Source organism: Rothia sp. QJM3NY_36 (genome assembly GCF_056173115.1).
In genome coordinates this window covers 2,172,571-2,188,263 of sequence record NZ_CM149658.1, presented here as the reverse complement: position 1 = coordinate 2,188,263, position 15,693 = coordinate 2,172,571, and the positions used below count along the sequence as shown (strand labels likewise).

Sequence of the window (15,693 nt, the reverse complement as noted above, 5' to 3'; positions counted from 1 at the left end):
CCTTCCGGCGGGGCGGCGGACGGCGATTCCCACCAGTCTATAGCTCGGGTCACGACTCGTCCGGAAGGGCCGGGAGGCGGATGGATACAGTGGAGACCATGGTCCAGCCCCCGCCCGAGCGCCCCGGCGCGACGCCGCCCGCCGAGCCCCCTCACGACGTCGGCCCCCGCCCGGACACCCGGCACGCCCAGCCGGGCCAGGCACCCGCACCCGCCGCCGGGCTGGCCTACCACCGGCTCGCGCTCGCCGATCCGCGGCACCGCTGGTGGTCCCCGCTGGTCGAGATTCCGCTGGCCGGAGCCGTGTACCTCGCGCTGTCCTTCGCCCTCGGGCTGGTCTGGTTCGCCGTCCACGCCGGGGACCCCGCCTCCGCGCGGATCGAGCTGGGGCCCTCCGGGTACCCGGTGGAGCTGTTCACCCGCCCCGGGATCTTCCTGATGACCTTCCTCGGCATCATCGTGATGCTGCCGGCCGTGCTGGTGGGTCGCCTGGTGATGGGGCCCCGCCCGATCGGTCTGATCCTCTCCGCGGCCGGGCGCCTGCGCTGGGGCTGGCTGACCCGGTGCACGGGGCTCGCCGTCGCCGTGTTCGTCGCGGTGCAGGCGGTGATGATGCTGCTGCCCGTGGAGCAGGCGGAGACCGGCGCGGCGCAGGCGGGCCTGCCGCAGACCGTCTGGAACGGCGGGACCAGCCTGGCGATCCTCGTGATGATCCTGCTGCTGGTGCCGGTGCAGTGCGCCACCGAGGAGGTGGTCTTCCGGGGCCTGCCCATGCAGACCCTGGGCCGCTGGCTGCGTCACCCCGCGTGGGCCATCCTGCTGCCGGTGCCGGTGTTCGTCCTGGGCCACGGCTACGATCCGTGGGGGCAGGCCAGCGTGGGGGTGCTCGCCGTCGTGGCGGGTTACCTCACCTGGCGCACCGGCGGACTGGAGGCGGCGATCGGCCTGCACTCGGCCAACAACGTCATCGGCCTGGGCCTCGGGCTGATCGGCTGGGCGGATCCCACGGCCTCGTCCGGCGGGGCCCCGGGGGACCTGGTGGTCGCCGTCGTGGTGGACGGGCTGTACGCCCTGCTGGTGGTGCGCCTGGCCCGACGCCGGAACCTGCCGCGCCTGCGCATGCCCCTCATGGCCCCGCCGATGGCGCCCCCGCCGACCCGATTCGACCCCATCCCCGAATCCAGGAGGAATCCATGACCACCGCCCCCATTCCCGACGCCCGCGAGCACGCCCTGGATCTGGGCCGCTTCCTCGCCGCCTCGCCGTCTTCTTTCCACGCCGCCGCCGAGGGGGCCCGCCGCCTGGAGGCCGCGGGCTTCACCCCGGTGCGGGAGTCCGACTCCTTCCCCACGGCTCCGGGCGGGTACTTCCTGCGGCGCGACGGCGCCCTGCTGGCCTGGGTGCAGCCGGAGAGCGGGCAGCGGGCTGGGGGCTTCCGCGTCCTCGGCGCGCACACGGACTCGCCCTCCTTCAAGCTGAAGCCGCACCCGAGCACCGGGTCCCTGGGCTGGAGCCAGCTGGGCGTCGAGGTGTACGGCGGGGCCCTGCTGAACTCGTGGCTGGACCGGGAGCTGCGTCTGGCCGGGCGCCTGGCCGTGCGCGAGGAGGATGGGAGCCTCGGGCAGCGTCTGGTGGCCACGGGTCCGGTGGCCAGGATCCCGCAGCTGGCCATCCACCTGGACCGCACGCAGAATGAGGGGCTGACCCTGGACCGTCAGCGGCACACCCAGCCGATCTGGGCGGCGGGGGAGGAGCCGCAGGATGTGCTGGCCCACCTGGGCGAACAGGCCCTGGACGCCGCGGGGGCCCACCCGGCGCCGGTGGCCCCGGAGCGGGTCCTGGGCTGGGACGTGGTGCTGGCCGATGCCCAGGAGCCGCGGCTGTTCGGCGCGGAGGAGGAGTTCCTGGCCGCGGGGCGGCTGGACAACCTCTCCTCGGTGCACGCCGGAGTGCAGGCCCTGATCGGTGCGGCGGCCGCCGGCGGCTCGGCGTCGGAGCAGACCCTGGTGCTGGTGGCCTTCGACCACGAGGAGATCGGCTCCTCCACCCGATCCGGGGCCGCCGGACCCATCCTGGAGGACCTGCTGGTGCGGATCAGCGCGGCCCGCGGGGACTCCCCGGAGGAGTACCGCCGGGCCCTGGCGGCCTCGGTGTGCCTGTCCTCCGACGCCGGGCACCTGGTCCACCCGAACTATTCGGGGCATCACGACCCGGTCAACCGTCCGCAGCCCGGCCGCGGGCCGCTGCTGAAGATCAACGCGAATCAGCGCTACGCCACGGACGCGGTGGGCGCGGCGATCTGGGCGCAGGCCTGCCGTGACGCGGGGGCCCGGTATCAGGAGTTCGTGTCCAACAACGACGTCCCGTGCGGCTCCACCATCGGACCCATCACCGCGACTCGCCTGGGGATGCGCACCATCGACGTCGGGCTGGGCCTGCTGTCCATGCACTCGGCCCGGGAGATGTGCCACATCGAGGACGCCGCCGCGCTGGGCGCCGTCATCGAGGCTTTCTACCGCGCCTGAGCGCTCCTCCCCGGCGCCAAGACGTTCCAGCGCCAAGAATTCTCAGCGCCGAGCCGTCAATCCGGGAGGGACGATCCCCGATTTTCGGGGACATCCCTCCCGGATTGACGGCTCGGCGCCGGACGCGGGTCAGTCCTGCGGGAAGCTCGCCGGGTGGGCCCCGACCATCTCCTCCACCACCCGGATCACCTGGCAGGAGTAGCCGAACTCGTTGTCGTACCAGACGTAGAGCACCACAGAATCCCCGGAGACGATGGTCGCCAGCCCGTCCACGATGCCCGCGCGCCGGGAGCCCACGAAGTCCGTGGAGACCACCTCGTGGGAGTCCGTGTAGTCGATCTGCTTGCGCAGCGGGGAGTTCAGGGACATGTCCCGCAGGTAGGCGTTCAGGGACTCCTTGGACTCCGGGGCCTTGCCCAGCCGCAGGTTCAGGATCGCCATGGACACGTCCGGGGTGGGCACACGGATCGCGTTGCCGGTGAGCTTGCCCGCCATCTGCGGCAGGGCCTTGGCCACGGCCTTGGCCGCGCCGGTCTCGGTCAGCACCATGTTCAGGGCCGCCGAGCGGCCGCGGCGGTCCCCCTTGTGGAAGTTGTCGATGAGGTTCTGGTCATTGGTGAAGGAGTGGACGGTCTCCACATGGCCGTGGGAGACGCCGTACTCGTCGTCGAGCACCTTCAGCACCGGGGTGATCGCGTTGGTGGTGCAGGAGGCGGCGGACAGGATCCGGTCCGAGTCCTCGATGACGTGGTCGTTGACCCCGCACACGATGTTCTTCAGGTCCCCCTTGCCCGGCGCGGTCAGCAGGACCTTCGCCACGCCCTTGGCCTTCAGGTGCTGGGACAGGCCCTCCTCATCGCGCCAGCGGCCGGTGTTGTCGATGACCACCGCATCGCGGATCCCGTACCGCTCGTAGTCCACGGCGGCCGGGTCCGAGGAGTAGATGAACTGGATCGGCACCCCGTTGGCGGTGATCACGTCCGTCTCCGGGTCCGCCTGGATGGTGCCGTTGAACGCGCCGTGCACGGAGTCCCGGCGCAGCAGGGAGGCGCGCTTGAACAGGTCGTTCTCCGCGTTCTTCCGCACGACGACGGCGCGCAGGTTCAGCCCCGAGCCGGCCCCGCGCTCGATGAGGATGCGGGCCAGCAGCCGGCCGATGCGCCCGAAGCCGTAGAGCACCACATCCTGCCCGGCGGGTTCGGTCCGGCCCTTCCCCCCGACCACCTCGGCCAGCTGCTCGCGCAGCCAGGCGTCCAGCTCCCGGCCCTCGCCCTCGCTGCGGTACAGGGAGTTCAGTCGGGCCAGGTCCACGGAGGCCGCGCCCAGCTCCAGCTCGGTCAGGGCCTGCACCAGGGGGAGGGTCTCCTCCAGGTCCAGCTCCACGGTGTCGATCTGCCGGGCCCACCGGTGGGCCTTGATGATGTCCGTGACGGACCGGTTGATGAGGCTGCGCCCGTGGATGTTGACCACCACCTGGTTCTCCCGGTGCAGGCGGCCGATCAGGGGGATCATCTGCTCGGCCAGCTCTTCGCGGCGGGACCAGGCGGCGGGGGTGGTGGGGGTGCTCACGGCGGGATCCATTCTCCTTCCCGCCCCGGGGTGCCGCGTCCCCGGGGCGGCCCGCATCCGCGGCGGGGCGGACGGGGCTGCGGGGTCGGCGGTACGGGGCGGAGCTCACGTCATTGTGGGGTACCCCACCACCTTATCCGACGCCGGGACCGGCCGATGAGACGACGCACGCCTCTGGACCGCGGGGTCCGGGGGCGTGCGTCGCGTGTGCCGTCGCGGGGATCCGCGGCGGGATGCGCTCGGGGCGGTGCTACTCGGCGGAGCGGCGGCGTCCGAACACGACCAGGGCGGTGCCTGCGGCGAGCACGAACAGCCCGCCGGAGACGATCAGCCCGGCCTGACGGCCCAGACCCGTGCTGGCCAGGCCGCTGGCGGAGCCGGCGCCGGTGGTGCCGGAACCGGAGGCCCCGGAGCCGTACCCGCCGGTGCCGTTGTCACTCGTGTAGTCGGGCTCCTGCTCGCAGCCGATGCCGTCGCGGTCGGCATCCAGATCCAGGGAGTAGCCGGGCTCATCGGAGTGGATGGACCGACCCAGGTCATCCCAGACGGCTCGGCAGTTCTGGTAGCCGGTGGGGCTGGCGGAGGCTTCGGGCTGGGTGCTGGCCGATGCGGAGGGCTGTGCGCCCGGCTCGGTCGAGGCGGAGGGATCAGCGGTCGGGGTCTCGCTGGGCTCCTCGGAAGGATCGGTGGTGGGCGCCGGGGAGGTGGGCTCGGTGCTCGGCACCGGGGTCGGCTCGCCGGTCGGATCGGTCGTCGGGTCCGTGGTTGGCTCCGGCGTCGGGTCCTCGGTGGGTGCGGGGGCGGCGGTGATCGCGGCGTAGCCGATGGGGCCGCCGCGCATCCGGTCGCCGGTCTGCAGCGAGCCGGTCAGCAGGTTCACACCCACCGGCTCGCCGATCTTCAGCTCCTCGGAGGAATCGGCCTTGCCCTGGCGGATCGCCCCGCCGTTGGCGATGGTGGGGTACGGCAGCTCGACGGAGAAGGTGCCGTCGGCCTGCGCCTGGAACTGGGCGGTCACGGCGCCGTTGTTCAGCTTGTCCGTGCCGGAGGTCAGCTTGATGGCGATGGTCGAGGGGGTCTTGCCGTCCTCGGCGAAGAAGCCGGTGCCGGACACGTGCAGGGTCCGACCCTGAGCCCAGGCCACATCCATGGTGGCCGCAGCGCCATCCGGGTACGTGCGGGTGACGGTGGTGTCCGCCGGAACCACCGGGGCGGTGGCCGTCGGTGCGGTCGGGGCGGGGGTCTCGTCGGCCTGGGCGGGCAGGCCGCCCAGCAGGAGGCCGCCGGCCAGGGTCAGAGAGGCACCGACGCCGACGAGGGCGCGCAGCGGGCGGGGAGCGGTCATGATGATCCTTGGGTTCAGCGAATGCGATGGGGTCGGTGACGGCCGGCCGGGGAAGGCGGCTGGGTCATCCAGACCAGGCTCAGCGTACCCTCAAAAACCCCTGGGCAGGACCTGATGACCGGTGATCCCTCGGGCTGTCCGCTTCGGCGACGACCCCGTGGTGGCCTGGTTCACCCACGCCGGGCCCCTCGGTAGAGTGGGAGCATGCTGACGGTCATCGGAGAAGCCCTCGTGGACGTGGTCCGCCCCCATGACGACGCCCCGCGCACGCTGCCCGGCGGCAGCCCCCTGAACGTCGCCGTCGGCCTGGCCCGGCTGGGCCACCCCGTGCGCTTCATCGGCCGCCACGGCCAGGACGAGCACGGGCAGCTGGTGCGCGAGCACCTGGAGGGCGCCGGCGTGGAGATCCCCGTGCCCGCCGACGAGCGCCCCACTCCGGTCGCCGAAGCCACCCTCGCCGAGGACGGCGCCGCGGAGTACGACTTCACCCTGGACTGGAATCTCGACGCCGTCGCCGACCAGCTGCCGCAGCTGCTCACCGCGGCCGAGGTGCTGCACGTCGGCTCGATCGGCGCGATGCTGGACCCCGGTGCCCAGACGGTGCTCGACGCCGTGCGCACCGCCGCCCCCCACGCGCTGATCTCCTACGACCCCAACTGCCGCCCCAGCATCGTCCCGGACGCTTCCGCGGCCCGCGCCCGCGCGGAGGCCGTGGTGGAGCACGCCGACGTCGTCAAGGCCTCCGACGAGGACCTGCTGTGGCTGTACCCGCACCGCACCGTCGAGCAGACCGCCGCGGCCTGGCTCGAGGCCGGCCCCGGGCTGGTGGTCGTGACCCGCGGCGCCCTGGGGTCCTGGGCCCTGACCCGGGCCACCGCGCCCGACGGCGTGAGCGTGCCCGCCCGCACCACCGAGGTCGCGGACACCGTCGGCGCAGGTGATGCGCTGATGGCGGGGCTGCTCAGCGCGCTCGCGGACCGCGGCGTCACCGGCCGGGAGGCCGCCGAGCGTCTGGGGGAGCTGGACCGCGAGGACCTGCAGAGCATCCTCGAGCGCGCCGCCGCGGCCGCCGCCATCACCGTCTCCCGGGCCGGGGCCAACCCGCCCACCCGCGAGGAGCTGGACGCCGCCCTGGACAGCTGAGCCGACCGGCCGAACCGACACCGACCCCCGGCCCCCGTCAGGGCCGGACCGAACCACCGACACCCGACGAAGGAGAATCCCATGCTGGACCGCCGCCCCTACGAGGGCCTGCCCGAGCTGCCGACCTTCACCCTGACCTCCGAGGACGTCGCCGAGGGTCAGCCCATGCCCGTCGAGTTCGCCTCCGGGGCCATGGGCGTGGACGGCGGGCAGGACGTCGCCCCGCAGCTGTCCTGGTCCGGGGCACCGGAGGGCACCAAGTCCTACGTGCTGACCTGCTTCGACCCGGACGCCCCCACCCCCTCCGGCTTCTGGCACGCCTGCGTGTCCAACATCCCGGCCGAGGTCACCTCCCTGCCGCGGGACTGGGCCTCCGGGGAGATCGCCGACGGGGTGATCAAGCATCTGAACGACGGCGGGAACCGTGACTTCACCGGCGCCGCCCCGCCCGCCGGGCACGGCGCCCACCGGTACATCTTCTGCGTGACCGCGGTGGACACCGAGCAGCTGGAGATCGACGAGAGCGCGAGCCCCGCCGTCGTGAACTTCCAGCTGTTCTTCCACGGCATCGCCCGCGCCTTCCTGACCCCCACCTTCGAGGTGCCGGCCGAGGACTCCTGAGTGATCCGGCTGATCGCCACGGACCTGGACGGCACCGTCCTGGGCCCGGACTTCCGCTTCCGTCCCCGCACTCTCGAGGCCTTCGCGGCCGCCGAGGACGCGGGGGTGGACGTGGTGTTCGTGACGGGGCGCCCGTACCGCTGGCTGCAGCCCCTGCGCGAGCAGCTGGCCTACGAGTCCGTGGCGATCTGCTCCAACGGCGCCGTGATCTACGACCTCGGGGCGGACCGGATCCTGGCATCGGAGACCGTGGACCCGGGCGTCATCCCGCAGCTGCTGGCGCGCCTGCGGGCCGAGCTGCCGGAGGCCGCGCTGTCCGCGGAGGCCCTGGACGGCATCTACACGGATCCCGGCTGGGGGCAGACCAACGTCCTGGAGACCTCCCCCGACGTCGTGCGCGGGCCCCTGGAGCAGGTGCTGCCCGCCGACGCCGGGGTCGTGAAGCTGCTGGTGCGCCAGGACGGGACCGATCCGGGGGCGCTGTACGAGCGGGTGTGGGAGCTGGCCGGTGAGCAGGTGTCCGTGACCCACGCCGTGGCGACCCTCCCGCTGGCGGAGATCGGCCAGGCCGGGCTGTCCAAGGGCCGCACCCTGGCGCGCTGGTGCGCCGAACGCGGCATCCGGGCGGAGCAGGTCGCGGCCTTCGGGGACATGCCCAACGACACCGCGATGCTGCGCTGGGCCGGACACGGATACGCGATGGCCTCCGGCTGGCCCCAGGTCATCGAGGAGGTGGGCCGCACCTGCCCGGGCTTCGAGGAGGACGGCGTCGCCCAGACCATCGAGCGGCTGCTGGCCGAGGGCGCGGCCGACGCCGGGACCCGGGAGGACCGATGAGCTCGCGGGAGAGCCGCTGGGCCGGTGGCGAGGGGCTGCGGGTGGGGCTGATGATCGCGGCCGTGCTGCTGGGGCCGATGCTGCTGCGGGCGGTGGGACTGCCACCCGGCGTCGTCCTGATGCTGCTCTTCCTCGTCCCCATGCTGATGCAGGGCCTCGGCAGGTTCCGCCGCGGCGGCGGCGGCGGCGCGGGGGAGCGGGGCCGGGATGCCGGGGAGCAGGAGGCCGCCGGGGATCTCGCGGGTGAGGACGCCGGCCCAGCCCCGCGCCCCACGCTCGGCGAGGCCCTGGCGCCGTTTCGCCGGGGGCTGTCTGGCGCGCAGCTGTTCGGCACCGGAGGATTCTCCCCGGGGATCTTCGGGGCGCGGTCGGCGGGACCCGGGCAGATCGAGGCCGTGTACGGGAAGGTGACCGGGCGGCATCGGGCGGATCTGTCCCCGGGGATGTGCCTGGCGCGGTTGGCCTCCGTGCTGGACCGTGATGAGCTGTACCGGCTGGAGCGCCTGGACGAGCAGGGGATGACCGCCACCCGACGGGCGGCCCTCGAGGTCCCCGACTACCCCCTGGAGATCACGGTGCGTCCGGCCATCGATGACGACGGGGTGGATCTGGAGCGCGCCGACGTCGTGATCGTCTCGGACCCGCCCACCTCGATCACCGCCCAGGAGCAGGACGCGATGCGGGTGATCGGGCAGCTGTTCACCATCCTGGACGTGCCCGCCGGACCCCCGAGGGCCGCGGAAGGCGACGCCGAGACTCCCGGCGGCGGGGCGGGCCCGGACGGCTAGGATCTTGCGGCTGTGCCGGTGGCGGTGCGCCTTCCCCGGGGATGGCCGCTAGGCTCGGGGGCATGTCAGAGCGCCCCCGTGACCGCACCGTACCCACCGTCTACGCCCACCGTGGCCTGGCCCTCGAAGCCGCGGAGAACTCCCTGGAGGCCTTCCGCGCCGCGGTGGAGGCGGGCGCGGAGTGGATCGAGACGGACGTGAACACCACCGCCGACGGCGTCGTGCTGGTGCTGCACGACCCCTCCCTGGATCGGGTGGCCGGGGTGCCGGGGCGGGTCTCGCAGCTGAGTGCCGCGCAGGTGGCCGAGGTGCGGCTGCCGGACGGGCAGAGGATCCCGACCCTGGCCGAAGCCCTCGAGGCCTTCCCCACGGCCCGGTTCAACATCGACCTGAAGGACGAGGGCGCGGTGGAAGCCGTGCCGCGGGTGCTGCGGGAGGCGGGGGCGGTGGACCGGGTGCGGATCGCCTCCTTCTCGGATGCCCGACGACGCCGCGCGCTGGCCGCCCTGCGCGCGTCGGGGGCCGGCACCGGTGGGCCGCGGCGGTCCGCGGCGGGGACGACGGCCGGGCCTTTCGGGCAGGGCGCTCGCCACGGCATCGCCTCCGGGGACGGTGCGGAGACTCCCGGGGCGACCGCTCGCCGCGGGATCGACTCCGGAGACGACGCGGAGGTTTCCGGGGCGGCCTCGGGCGCCTCGGTTCCCGAGCAGCGGCGCGCTCCGCTGCCGCCGTCCAGCCCGGGGATCGCGGGGACGGCGCTGTTCCTGCTGGTCAGCAGGCTGCCGATGCGCTGGGTGCGGCCCGGCTGGCGGATCGCGCTGCGGCTGCTCGGCCGGTGGGTCCCGCCCTTCGACGCCCTGCAGGTTCCGGAGTCCCACCGGCTCGGTCCGGTGCGGGTGCCGGTGGTGACCCGTCGGTTCCTGCATGCTGCGCACGCCTGCGGCCTGCGGGTGGACGTGTGGACCGTGGACGATCCGGAGGACATGCGCCGCCTGGCCGCGCTGGGCGTGGACGGGCTGGTCACCAACCGCGCGGACCTGGCCCGGAAGCTCTTCCCCCGCCCCTGACCCGCGCTCGCGGTCCGCTGGCTAAGGGCTGCTGGCTGCGGTGTGCGGTGCGCGGTGTGCGGCCGAAACCGTACACCGTGGCCGAGACCGCACCCGTCGGGTCCGGTCTCGACACCTCTGTACGGTTTCGGCCACCAGGTGCGGTCTCACCGATCTGCTGGGGCGCCGTGATCGGGTCCCACCGGGTTCGGGGCGGGGTTGGCGTTTCCCGGATCTGTGGACGGTGGCCTCCACCTGCGCCCACACCGCACAATCCTGCCTCTGAGACGCCATCGGCCACCTCAGGGTGCGGCATGCTGGCCGGCATGGGAACGACGATCGCTGACCTGAGCCTCGAGGAGATCCTGCAGCCCGAGCAGCTGCGCGAGCTCGGCTATGGGGATCCGCGTCCGAGTCGGGGCGGCCTCGGGACCGATTGGGTGCGGATCGCCCGCAGCTGCTACGTTCGGGCCCGTCGTTGGCAGGAGCTGTCCCCGCGGCAGCAGTGCCTGGCCATGCACCTCGCGTTCCTGTCTCGCACCACCGCCCCGTGGATCTTCTCCGATGCTTCGGCGGCGCTCCTGCACGGACTGCCCCTGCTGCGTCTGCCCGACCGCGTGCATGTCAGCTCCGTCGGCAAGCCCTCCACCCGTGATCCCCGGATCGCGGTGCACCACCGGCCGGGCATCGGGGCGCATCGGAGCCTGCTCGGCGGGCAGATCCCCGTGACGGATCTGCCGCGCACTCTCCTGGACTGCGCGGCGTCGATGGGCTTCGAGGACGGCGTCGTCCTGGCCGACCACGTGCTGCGGGTGGGGGTCGCATCGGAGGATGTCCTCGGGCTGCTGCAGGGGGCTCCCGGGTTTCGCGGCGTGAGGAGAGTCCGGCGGGTGCTCGACTTCGCGGACGCCCGGTCGGAGTCGGCGTTGGAGAGCCTGGCGCGGGTGGCCGTGCACGAGCTGCGGCTGCCCGCCCCGCGGCCCCAGATGTCGGTGCAGACACGGCGCGGTCTCCGGCGGGTGGACCTGGATTGGGAGCCGCTGCGCATGGGGCTGGAGCTTGATGGCAAGGCCAAGTACTTCGACTACGGGGACACCCGGACCAAGCTGTACGAGGAGCGGCAGCGGGAGCTGGACATCCAGGAGGCGGGGGTGATGCTGCTGCGCGCCGGGTGGGCCGATGTGCGGCGTCGCCGTCCCGAGCTGAAGGCTCGGCTCATGGATCTGGCGGCCCGACGTGCGGCCGAGCTCGGCGTGCGCGGATGGGGCTGAGCCGGCGCGGCGAAACCGTACACCGTGGCCGAGACCGTACGGACGTGCCGAGACCGTACCGTCGGGTACGGTTTCGGCCACCACGTACGGTCTCGGTGACCGGATGCCGCGGTGAGGGGGGCGGCGGTGCGGTCCTGATGGCGTCGCTCCGATACGGTTTCGGCCAGCAGGTACGGTCTCGGTGACCAGATGGGGCGCTGCAGCAGCGGGACGGCCTCACCACCCCACCAGCGCCTACTCCGGGCGCTCCTCCCGGGGCTGGGGCTGCGCCGTGCCGCGGGCCCGGGCGATGGCGGACATCAGGTGGTAGACCACCAGGGTGACGCCGGTGCCCAGGGCGATGCCGGCGAACTGCAGCCCGCCGATCTCCCACGTGTAGTCCGCGATCCCCACGATCAGGGCGACGGCGGCCGTGGTGAGGTTGACCTGGTCGGAGAAGTCCACGCGGTTCTGCACCCAGATCCGCACGCCGAGCATCCCGATCATGCCGTACAGGACGGTCGCCGCACCCCCGAGCACCCCGGCCGGCACCGTCGCGACGGCCGCGCCGAAGACCGGGAACACGGACAGCAGCAGGGCGACGACGGCGGCCACCCAGTACGCGGCGGTCGAGTACACCTTGGTCGCGGCCATCACGCCGATGTTCTCCGCGTAGGTGGTGGTTCCGGAGCCGCCGCCGGATCCGGCGATGGTGGTGGCCAGGCCGTCGGCCATGATGGCGCGCCCGGCGTAGCGGTCCAGGTTCTCCCCGGTCATCAGGGCCACGGATTTCACGTGCCCGATGTTCTCCGCCACCAGCACCAGGATCACCGGGATGAACAGCCCGGCCAGGGACAGGTGGAATTCGGGGGTCTGGAAGTGCGGCAGCCCGATCAGCCCCTCGGCCTCCCACGTCGCGCGGATCGCGGAGAAGTCCACCTCCCCGCGCACCACGGCGGTGACGTACCCGATGGCCACCCCCAGCAGGATGGACAGCCGCCCGATCATCCCGCGGAACAGCACCGAGATCAGGATGATCGAGCCGAGGGTGACCAGCGCGGTCACGGGCGCCTTCATGAAGTTGTCCTTGGCTGAGGGCGCCAGGTTGAAGCCGATCAGCGCGACGATCGCGCCGGTGACCAGCGGCGGCATGAGCTTCTGCAGCCAGTCCGTGCCCGCCCACTGCACGATCAGCCCGACGACGAACAGCGCCGCCCCGGCCATCACCACCCCGCCCAGGGCTCCTCCGGGACCGTACTGGTTGCTCGCCGCCCCGATGGGGGCGATGAACGCGAACGAGGAGCCCAGGTAGGAGGGCACCCGCCCGGCGGTGAGCAGCAGGAACAGGATGGTGCCCAGCCCGGAGAAGAACAGGGTGGTGGCCGGCGGGAAGCCGGTGATCAGCGGGACGAGGAAGGTCGCCCCGAACATGGCGACCACGTGCTGGGCGCCGATGCTCACGGTGCGGCCCCACCGCAGCCGCTCCCGCGGGCCCACCACCTGCCCCGGGGCGACGGTGCGCCCGTCGCCGTGCAGGGTCCACCCCAAGCCGAGGCGGCGGGCCGCTGCGGGGCGGCCGGAGGAGCTCGGGCGCGGTGCGGTGCTCATGCCTGCCTCCCGCCTCTCAGCGCACGCCGCGCATGAGCTTCAGGATCGGCTTGCGCCCGAAGAACACCAGCAGACCCGCGGCGATGGACATCAGGCCCATGGTCGTGAAGTACGGGATCTCGGTGTCCATCGAGTAGAAGCCGGCCAGCCAGCCGGACAGGGTGGTGCCCATGGCCACGGAGGTCCAGAACAGCGCCATCATCTGGGATTTGTGCGCCTCCGGGGCGAGCTTGGTGGCCAGGGAGGAGCCGGTGGGGGAGATGGACAGCTCGGAGAGGGTGAGCACGAACAGGATCAGCACGATCCACCACAGGCTCACCACGGGCTTGCCGGCCTGGGTGAGGAAGATCAGGAACGCGATGCCGGCGCCGACCAGGCCGAAGGACCACTTGGTGACGGTGGTGGGCTGGCGTTCGCCGAGCTTGGTCCACATCACGGAGAACAGGGTGCCGAAGGCGATGATGAAGATCGGGTTGATGGAGTTGACCAGGCCGGGCTTGAGCTCCATGCCGAACAGGTGCCAGTCCAGGCGGGTGTCCGAGTACACGGCAATGACGGTGAACTGCTGCTGGAACAGCGCCCAGAACACCACGTTGGCCAGCCACAGCGGCACGAAGGAGAGCACCCGGGAGTGCTCATCGGCGGTGGTGCGCTTGCTGGTCAGCAGCACCGCGAACAGGGCGATGGCGCCCACCAGGGTCAGTCCGATCACCCAGTTGTCGATGTTGTCCGGGGTCAGCAGGCCGGTCGCGCTGATCAGGGCCACCAGGAGCAGGAAGACGACGACGGCGCCGCCGGCCAGGCCCTTCTCCTTCGCGGAGGCGGGGGTGGGCACGACCCGGGCTTCGGCGGGCAGGCGCTTGCGGGTGGCCACGTACTGCACGAGGCCGGCGAACATGCCGATCGCGGCCAGGCCGAAGCCGAAGTGGAAGCCTGCCAGACCCCACAGCCAGTTGGTCAGCAGCGGACCGACCAGGGCGCCGATGTTCACGCCGAGGTAGAAGATGGTGAAGCCGGCGTCGCGGCGGGTGTCCTTGAGGTCGTACAGGGAGCCGACCAGCACGGAGGCGTTGGTCTTCAGGCACCCGGAGCCCACGGCGATGAGCACCAGGCCCACGATGACCCCGACCAGCCCGGGTAGCAGGGCCAGGGCGATGTGCCCGAACATGATGGCGATCGCCGAGTAGAACAGGGTGCGCTCCGGCCCGAGGATCTTGTCCCCGAGGTATCCGCCGACGATGGCCATGAGGTAGACCATGCCGCCGTAGGCGCCGATGATGCCGGTGGCCGCGCCCTTGTCCAGGGCCAGCCCGCCTTCCGCGGCGGAGTAGTACAGGTAGTACACCAGGATGGCCTGCATGCCGTAGAAGGAGAAGCGCTCCCACATCTCCACGGAGAAGAGGTTGGCGAGCATGCGGGGGTGGCCGAAGAACGTCTTGCCGCTGGGATTGTGGGCGTCGACGCCGCGGGGTTCTGTGGTGGTGTGGGACATGGGGTCATGCACCGTTCGGTCGAGGTCAGGGACGATCGTCCCCACTCTACGACGTCGTCGTCCCCGCGGGCTCTCGGCGGGGGTGCGCCTCCCGGCTGACCCGACTCACTGCGTACTCCTTCAGGTCCTCGGGTCTGGGGATGCCTCGGAGCGATCTGTTGAGCAGGACCACCAGGACCGCCGCACTGAGGCCGACGAGGCCCAGCAGGTCGAGGATCTGGAGCAGCGGTGCGACCAGGGCGGTGGAGAGCCCGAGGGCGAACCCGCCGAGCGGAGCGCCGGTCAGGGAGATCGTCGCATCACGCCCCTGGTTCGCCGCCAGGGCTCGGCCTATCACGCGCTCATCCAGGATCTCCACCAGCTGGCCGGTGGAGGCTGATCCGACGAGTCCATACCGCACCGACAGATGATGCCAGCATCATCAGACCGAGTTTGGGATGGTGGTCCGCGAAATACCCCCCCGACCAAACCTGCGATCGCTTCGGAGGCGACTCCCAGCGTTCCCACGAGCCCTGCGAGGAGGGGATCCCCTGTCGCCATGAGGGTCAGCATCGGGAAGGTGAACCGCTTGATGGCGGAGGGGAAATCATGGGAGGTGCCCAGGGTGAGCCATCGGCGATACTCCCGAAAACGCCAGATGGACATCTTGGAGATGTCGACAGATTCTTCGTCAGCGTGCTTCATCCGGCTCCATCCCATTCATTCCGATGAGGATGATCCGCGTCATACTCCAGTGGCGGGTGGAGACTGTTGCAGCAGGGCGGGGTCCTCGCCCCGGGGACGGCACGAGATGCCGGCGCCGAGCATCCGGTGCTCATCGTCATCGGCCTCGGGGCCTGCGTGCTCCGTCGCAGGCAGCGTCAGGCCTGGTCCGGTGGGATGTCCGGCGGATACTGTGGCGGGTATGAGCGAGCACCACCGCGATCCCCAGCATCCCGAGGACCACCACAGCCAGGCGGAGATCCAGGGTGCCTCCGCCCGCACCGGCGACGAGCCCGACCACCCCTTGCGGGGCGGCCGGCACGGGGAACAGCCGGGCCAGAGTCAGACCCCGGGTGAGTACGGCCAGCCCGCTGGCGACTGCGGGCAGGGGCATATTCAGCAGCCGCAGCACGGGGGCTATCCGCGTGGGTACGGCTACCCGTACCCGCCGGTCGATCCGCGGGCGCAGTCCCAGGCGACGACGGCTCTGGTGCTCGGCATCGTCGGGCTGGTTAGCATGCTGGGCGTGATCCTCGGGCCGATCGCCCTGGTGCAGGCGAAGAAGGCCCGCGAGGGTGGGGCGGACGCGACCGCCGGGCGGGTGCTCGGGTGGATCGCCACCATCATCGGCGCGCTGTCCGTCCTGCTGATCGTCGGCTCGGTGATCTTCGTGTTCAGCATCCTGGGGACCGCGTTGCACAACAGTCCCACCGGCACCCCGTCCGCCGCCGGCCTCACCGCTCCGCTGCGGGTGCTGTTCGGCTGAGC

The 15,693-nt window shown here is 72.1% G+C and carries 14 protein-coding genes; 9 read left to right on the top strand and 5 right to left on the bottom strand.

Annotated features, from left to right (window positions below):
- The first annotated feature begins 98 nt into the window (after positions 1-98).
- A complete protein-coding gene (locus AC0VXQ_RS09760) occupies positions 99-1,196 on the top strand; it encodes a CPBP family intramembrane glutamic endopeptidase (RefSeq protein WP_129357632.1) in 1,098 nt (365 codons plus the stop codon).
- Positions 1,193-2,524 carry a M18 family aminopeptidase gene (locus AC0VXQ_RS09755; RefSeq protein WP_224799579.1) on the top strand — a complete coding sequence of 444 codons (1,332 nt, stop codon included), beginning with the start codon at positions 1,193-1,195 and terminating at the stop codon, positions 2,522-2,524. The genes AC0VXQ_RS09760 and AC0VXQ_RS09755 overlap by 4 nt, the downstream gene beginning before the upstream one ends.
- A gap of 129 nt (positions 2,525-2,653) precedes the next feature.
- Here the strand turns inward: AC0VXQ_RS09755 and AC0VXQ_RS09750 are convergent, their stop codons facing one another.
- Both AC0VXQ_RS09750 and AC0VXQ_RS09745 read right to left on the bottom strand, forming a co-directional pair.
- Positions 2,654-4,105, bottom strand: a complete 1,452-nt coding sequence (locus AC0VXQ_RS09750) for a glyceraldehyde-3-phosphate dehydrogenase (protein ID WP_475528569.1) — start codon at positions 4,103-4,105, stop codon at positions 2,654-2,656.
- A gap of 238 nt (positions 4,106-4,343) precedes the next feature.
- Complete coding sequence (locus tag AC0VXQ_RS09745; RefSeq protein ID WP_279752256.1) at positions 4,344-5,438, bottom strand: excalibur calcium-binding domain-containing protein; 1,095 nt, start codon at positions 5,436-5,438, stop codon at positions 4,344-4,346.
- 204 nt (positions 5,439-5,642) lie between these two features.
- Here AC0VXQ_RS09745 and AC0VXQ_RS09740 point away from each other — a divergent pair, with 204 nt between their 5' ends.
- The 6 genes from AC0VXQ_RS09740 to AC0VXQ_RS09715 all read left to right on the top strand — a co-directional run bounded on the left by AC0VXQ_RS09740 (position 5,643) and on the right by AC0VXQ_RS09715 (position 11,144).
- On the top strand, positions 5,643-6,581 hold the full coding sequence (locus AC0VXQ_RS09740) for a carbohydrate kinase family protein (RefSeq protein WP_100464863.1): 939 nt from the start codon (positions 5,643-5,645) through the stop codon (positions 6,579-6,581).
- Positions 6,582-6,662: 81 nt separating this feature from the next.
- Complete coding sequence (locus AC0VXQ_RS09735; protein ID WP_064725297.1) at positions 6,663-7,202, top strand: YbhB/YbcL family Raf kinase inhibitor-like protein; 540 nt, start codon at positions 6,663-6,665, stop codon at positions 7,200-7,202.
- A complete protein-coding gene (locus AC0VXQ_RS09730) occupies positions 7,203-8,039 on the top strand; it encodes an HAD family hydrolase (protein WP_224799582.1) in 837 nt (278 codons plus the stop codon).
- Positions 8,036-8,827, top strand: a complete 792-nt coding sequence (locus tag AC0VXQ_RS09725) for a hypothetical protein (protein ID WP_475528565.1) — start codon at positions 8,036-8,038, stop codon at positions 8,825-8,827. The genes AC0VXQ_RS09730 and AC0VXQ_RS09725 overlap by 4 nt, the downstream gene beginning before the upstream one ends.
- Positions 8,828-8,889: 62 nt before the next feature.
- Positions 8,890-9,894 (top strand): glycerophosphodiester phosphodiesterase family protein, encoded by a 1,005-nt coding sequence (locus AC0VXQ_RS09720; RefSeq protein WP_165869976.1) that lies wholly within the window; start codon positions 8,890-8,892, stop codon positions 9,892-9,894.
- A 305-nt stretch (positions 9,895-10,199) separates the two neighbouring features.
- A complete protein-coding gene (locus AC0VXQ_RS09715) occupies positions 10,200-11,144 on the top strand; it encodes a hypothetical protein (RefSeq protein WP_224799584.1) in 945 nt (314 codons plus the stop codon).
- Between the two features lie 234 nt (positions 11,145-11,378).
- On the opposite strand, the gene AC0VXQ_RS09710 is transcribed toward AC0VXQ_RS09715, so the two are convergent.
- Genes AC0VXQ_RS09710 through AC0VXQ_RS09700 form a run of 3 tightly spaced genes read right to left on the bottom strand, consistent with a single transcriptional unit; the run spans position 11,379 to position 14,623 of the window.
- On the bottom strand, positions 11,379-12,731 hold the full coding sequence (locus AC0VXQ_RS09710; protein ID WP_064725302.1) for a uracil-xanthine permease family protein: 1,353 nt from the start codon (positions 12,729-12,731) through the stop codon (positions 11,379-11,381).
- Between the two features lie 16 nt (positions 12,732-12,747).
- Positions 12,748-14,223: a peptide MFS transporter gene (locus AC0VXQ_RS09705; protein WP_224799585.1), complete on the bottom strand. Its 1,476-nt coding sequence runs from the start codon at positions 14,221-14,223 to the stop codon at positions 12,748-12,750.
- Between the two features lie 46 nt (positions 14,224-14,269).
- Positions 14,270-14,623: a hypothetical protein gene (locus AC0VXQ_RS09700; protein ID WP_058730391.1), complete on the bottom strand. Its 354-nt coding sequence runs from the start codon at positions 14,621-14,623 to the stop codon at positions 14,270-14,272.
- A gap of 504 nt (positions 14,624-15,127) precedes the next feature.
- Between AC0VXQ_RS09700 and AC0VXQ_RS09695 the strand changes: the two genes are divergently transcribed.
- Entirely contained in the window at positions 15,128-15,691 is a 564-nt protein-coding gene (locus tag AC0VXQ_RS09695) for a DUF4190 domain-containing protein (RefSeq protein WP_224799586.1), read from the top strand.
- Positions 15,692-15,693 lie beyond the last annotated feature (2 nt).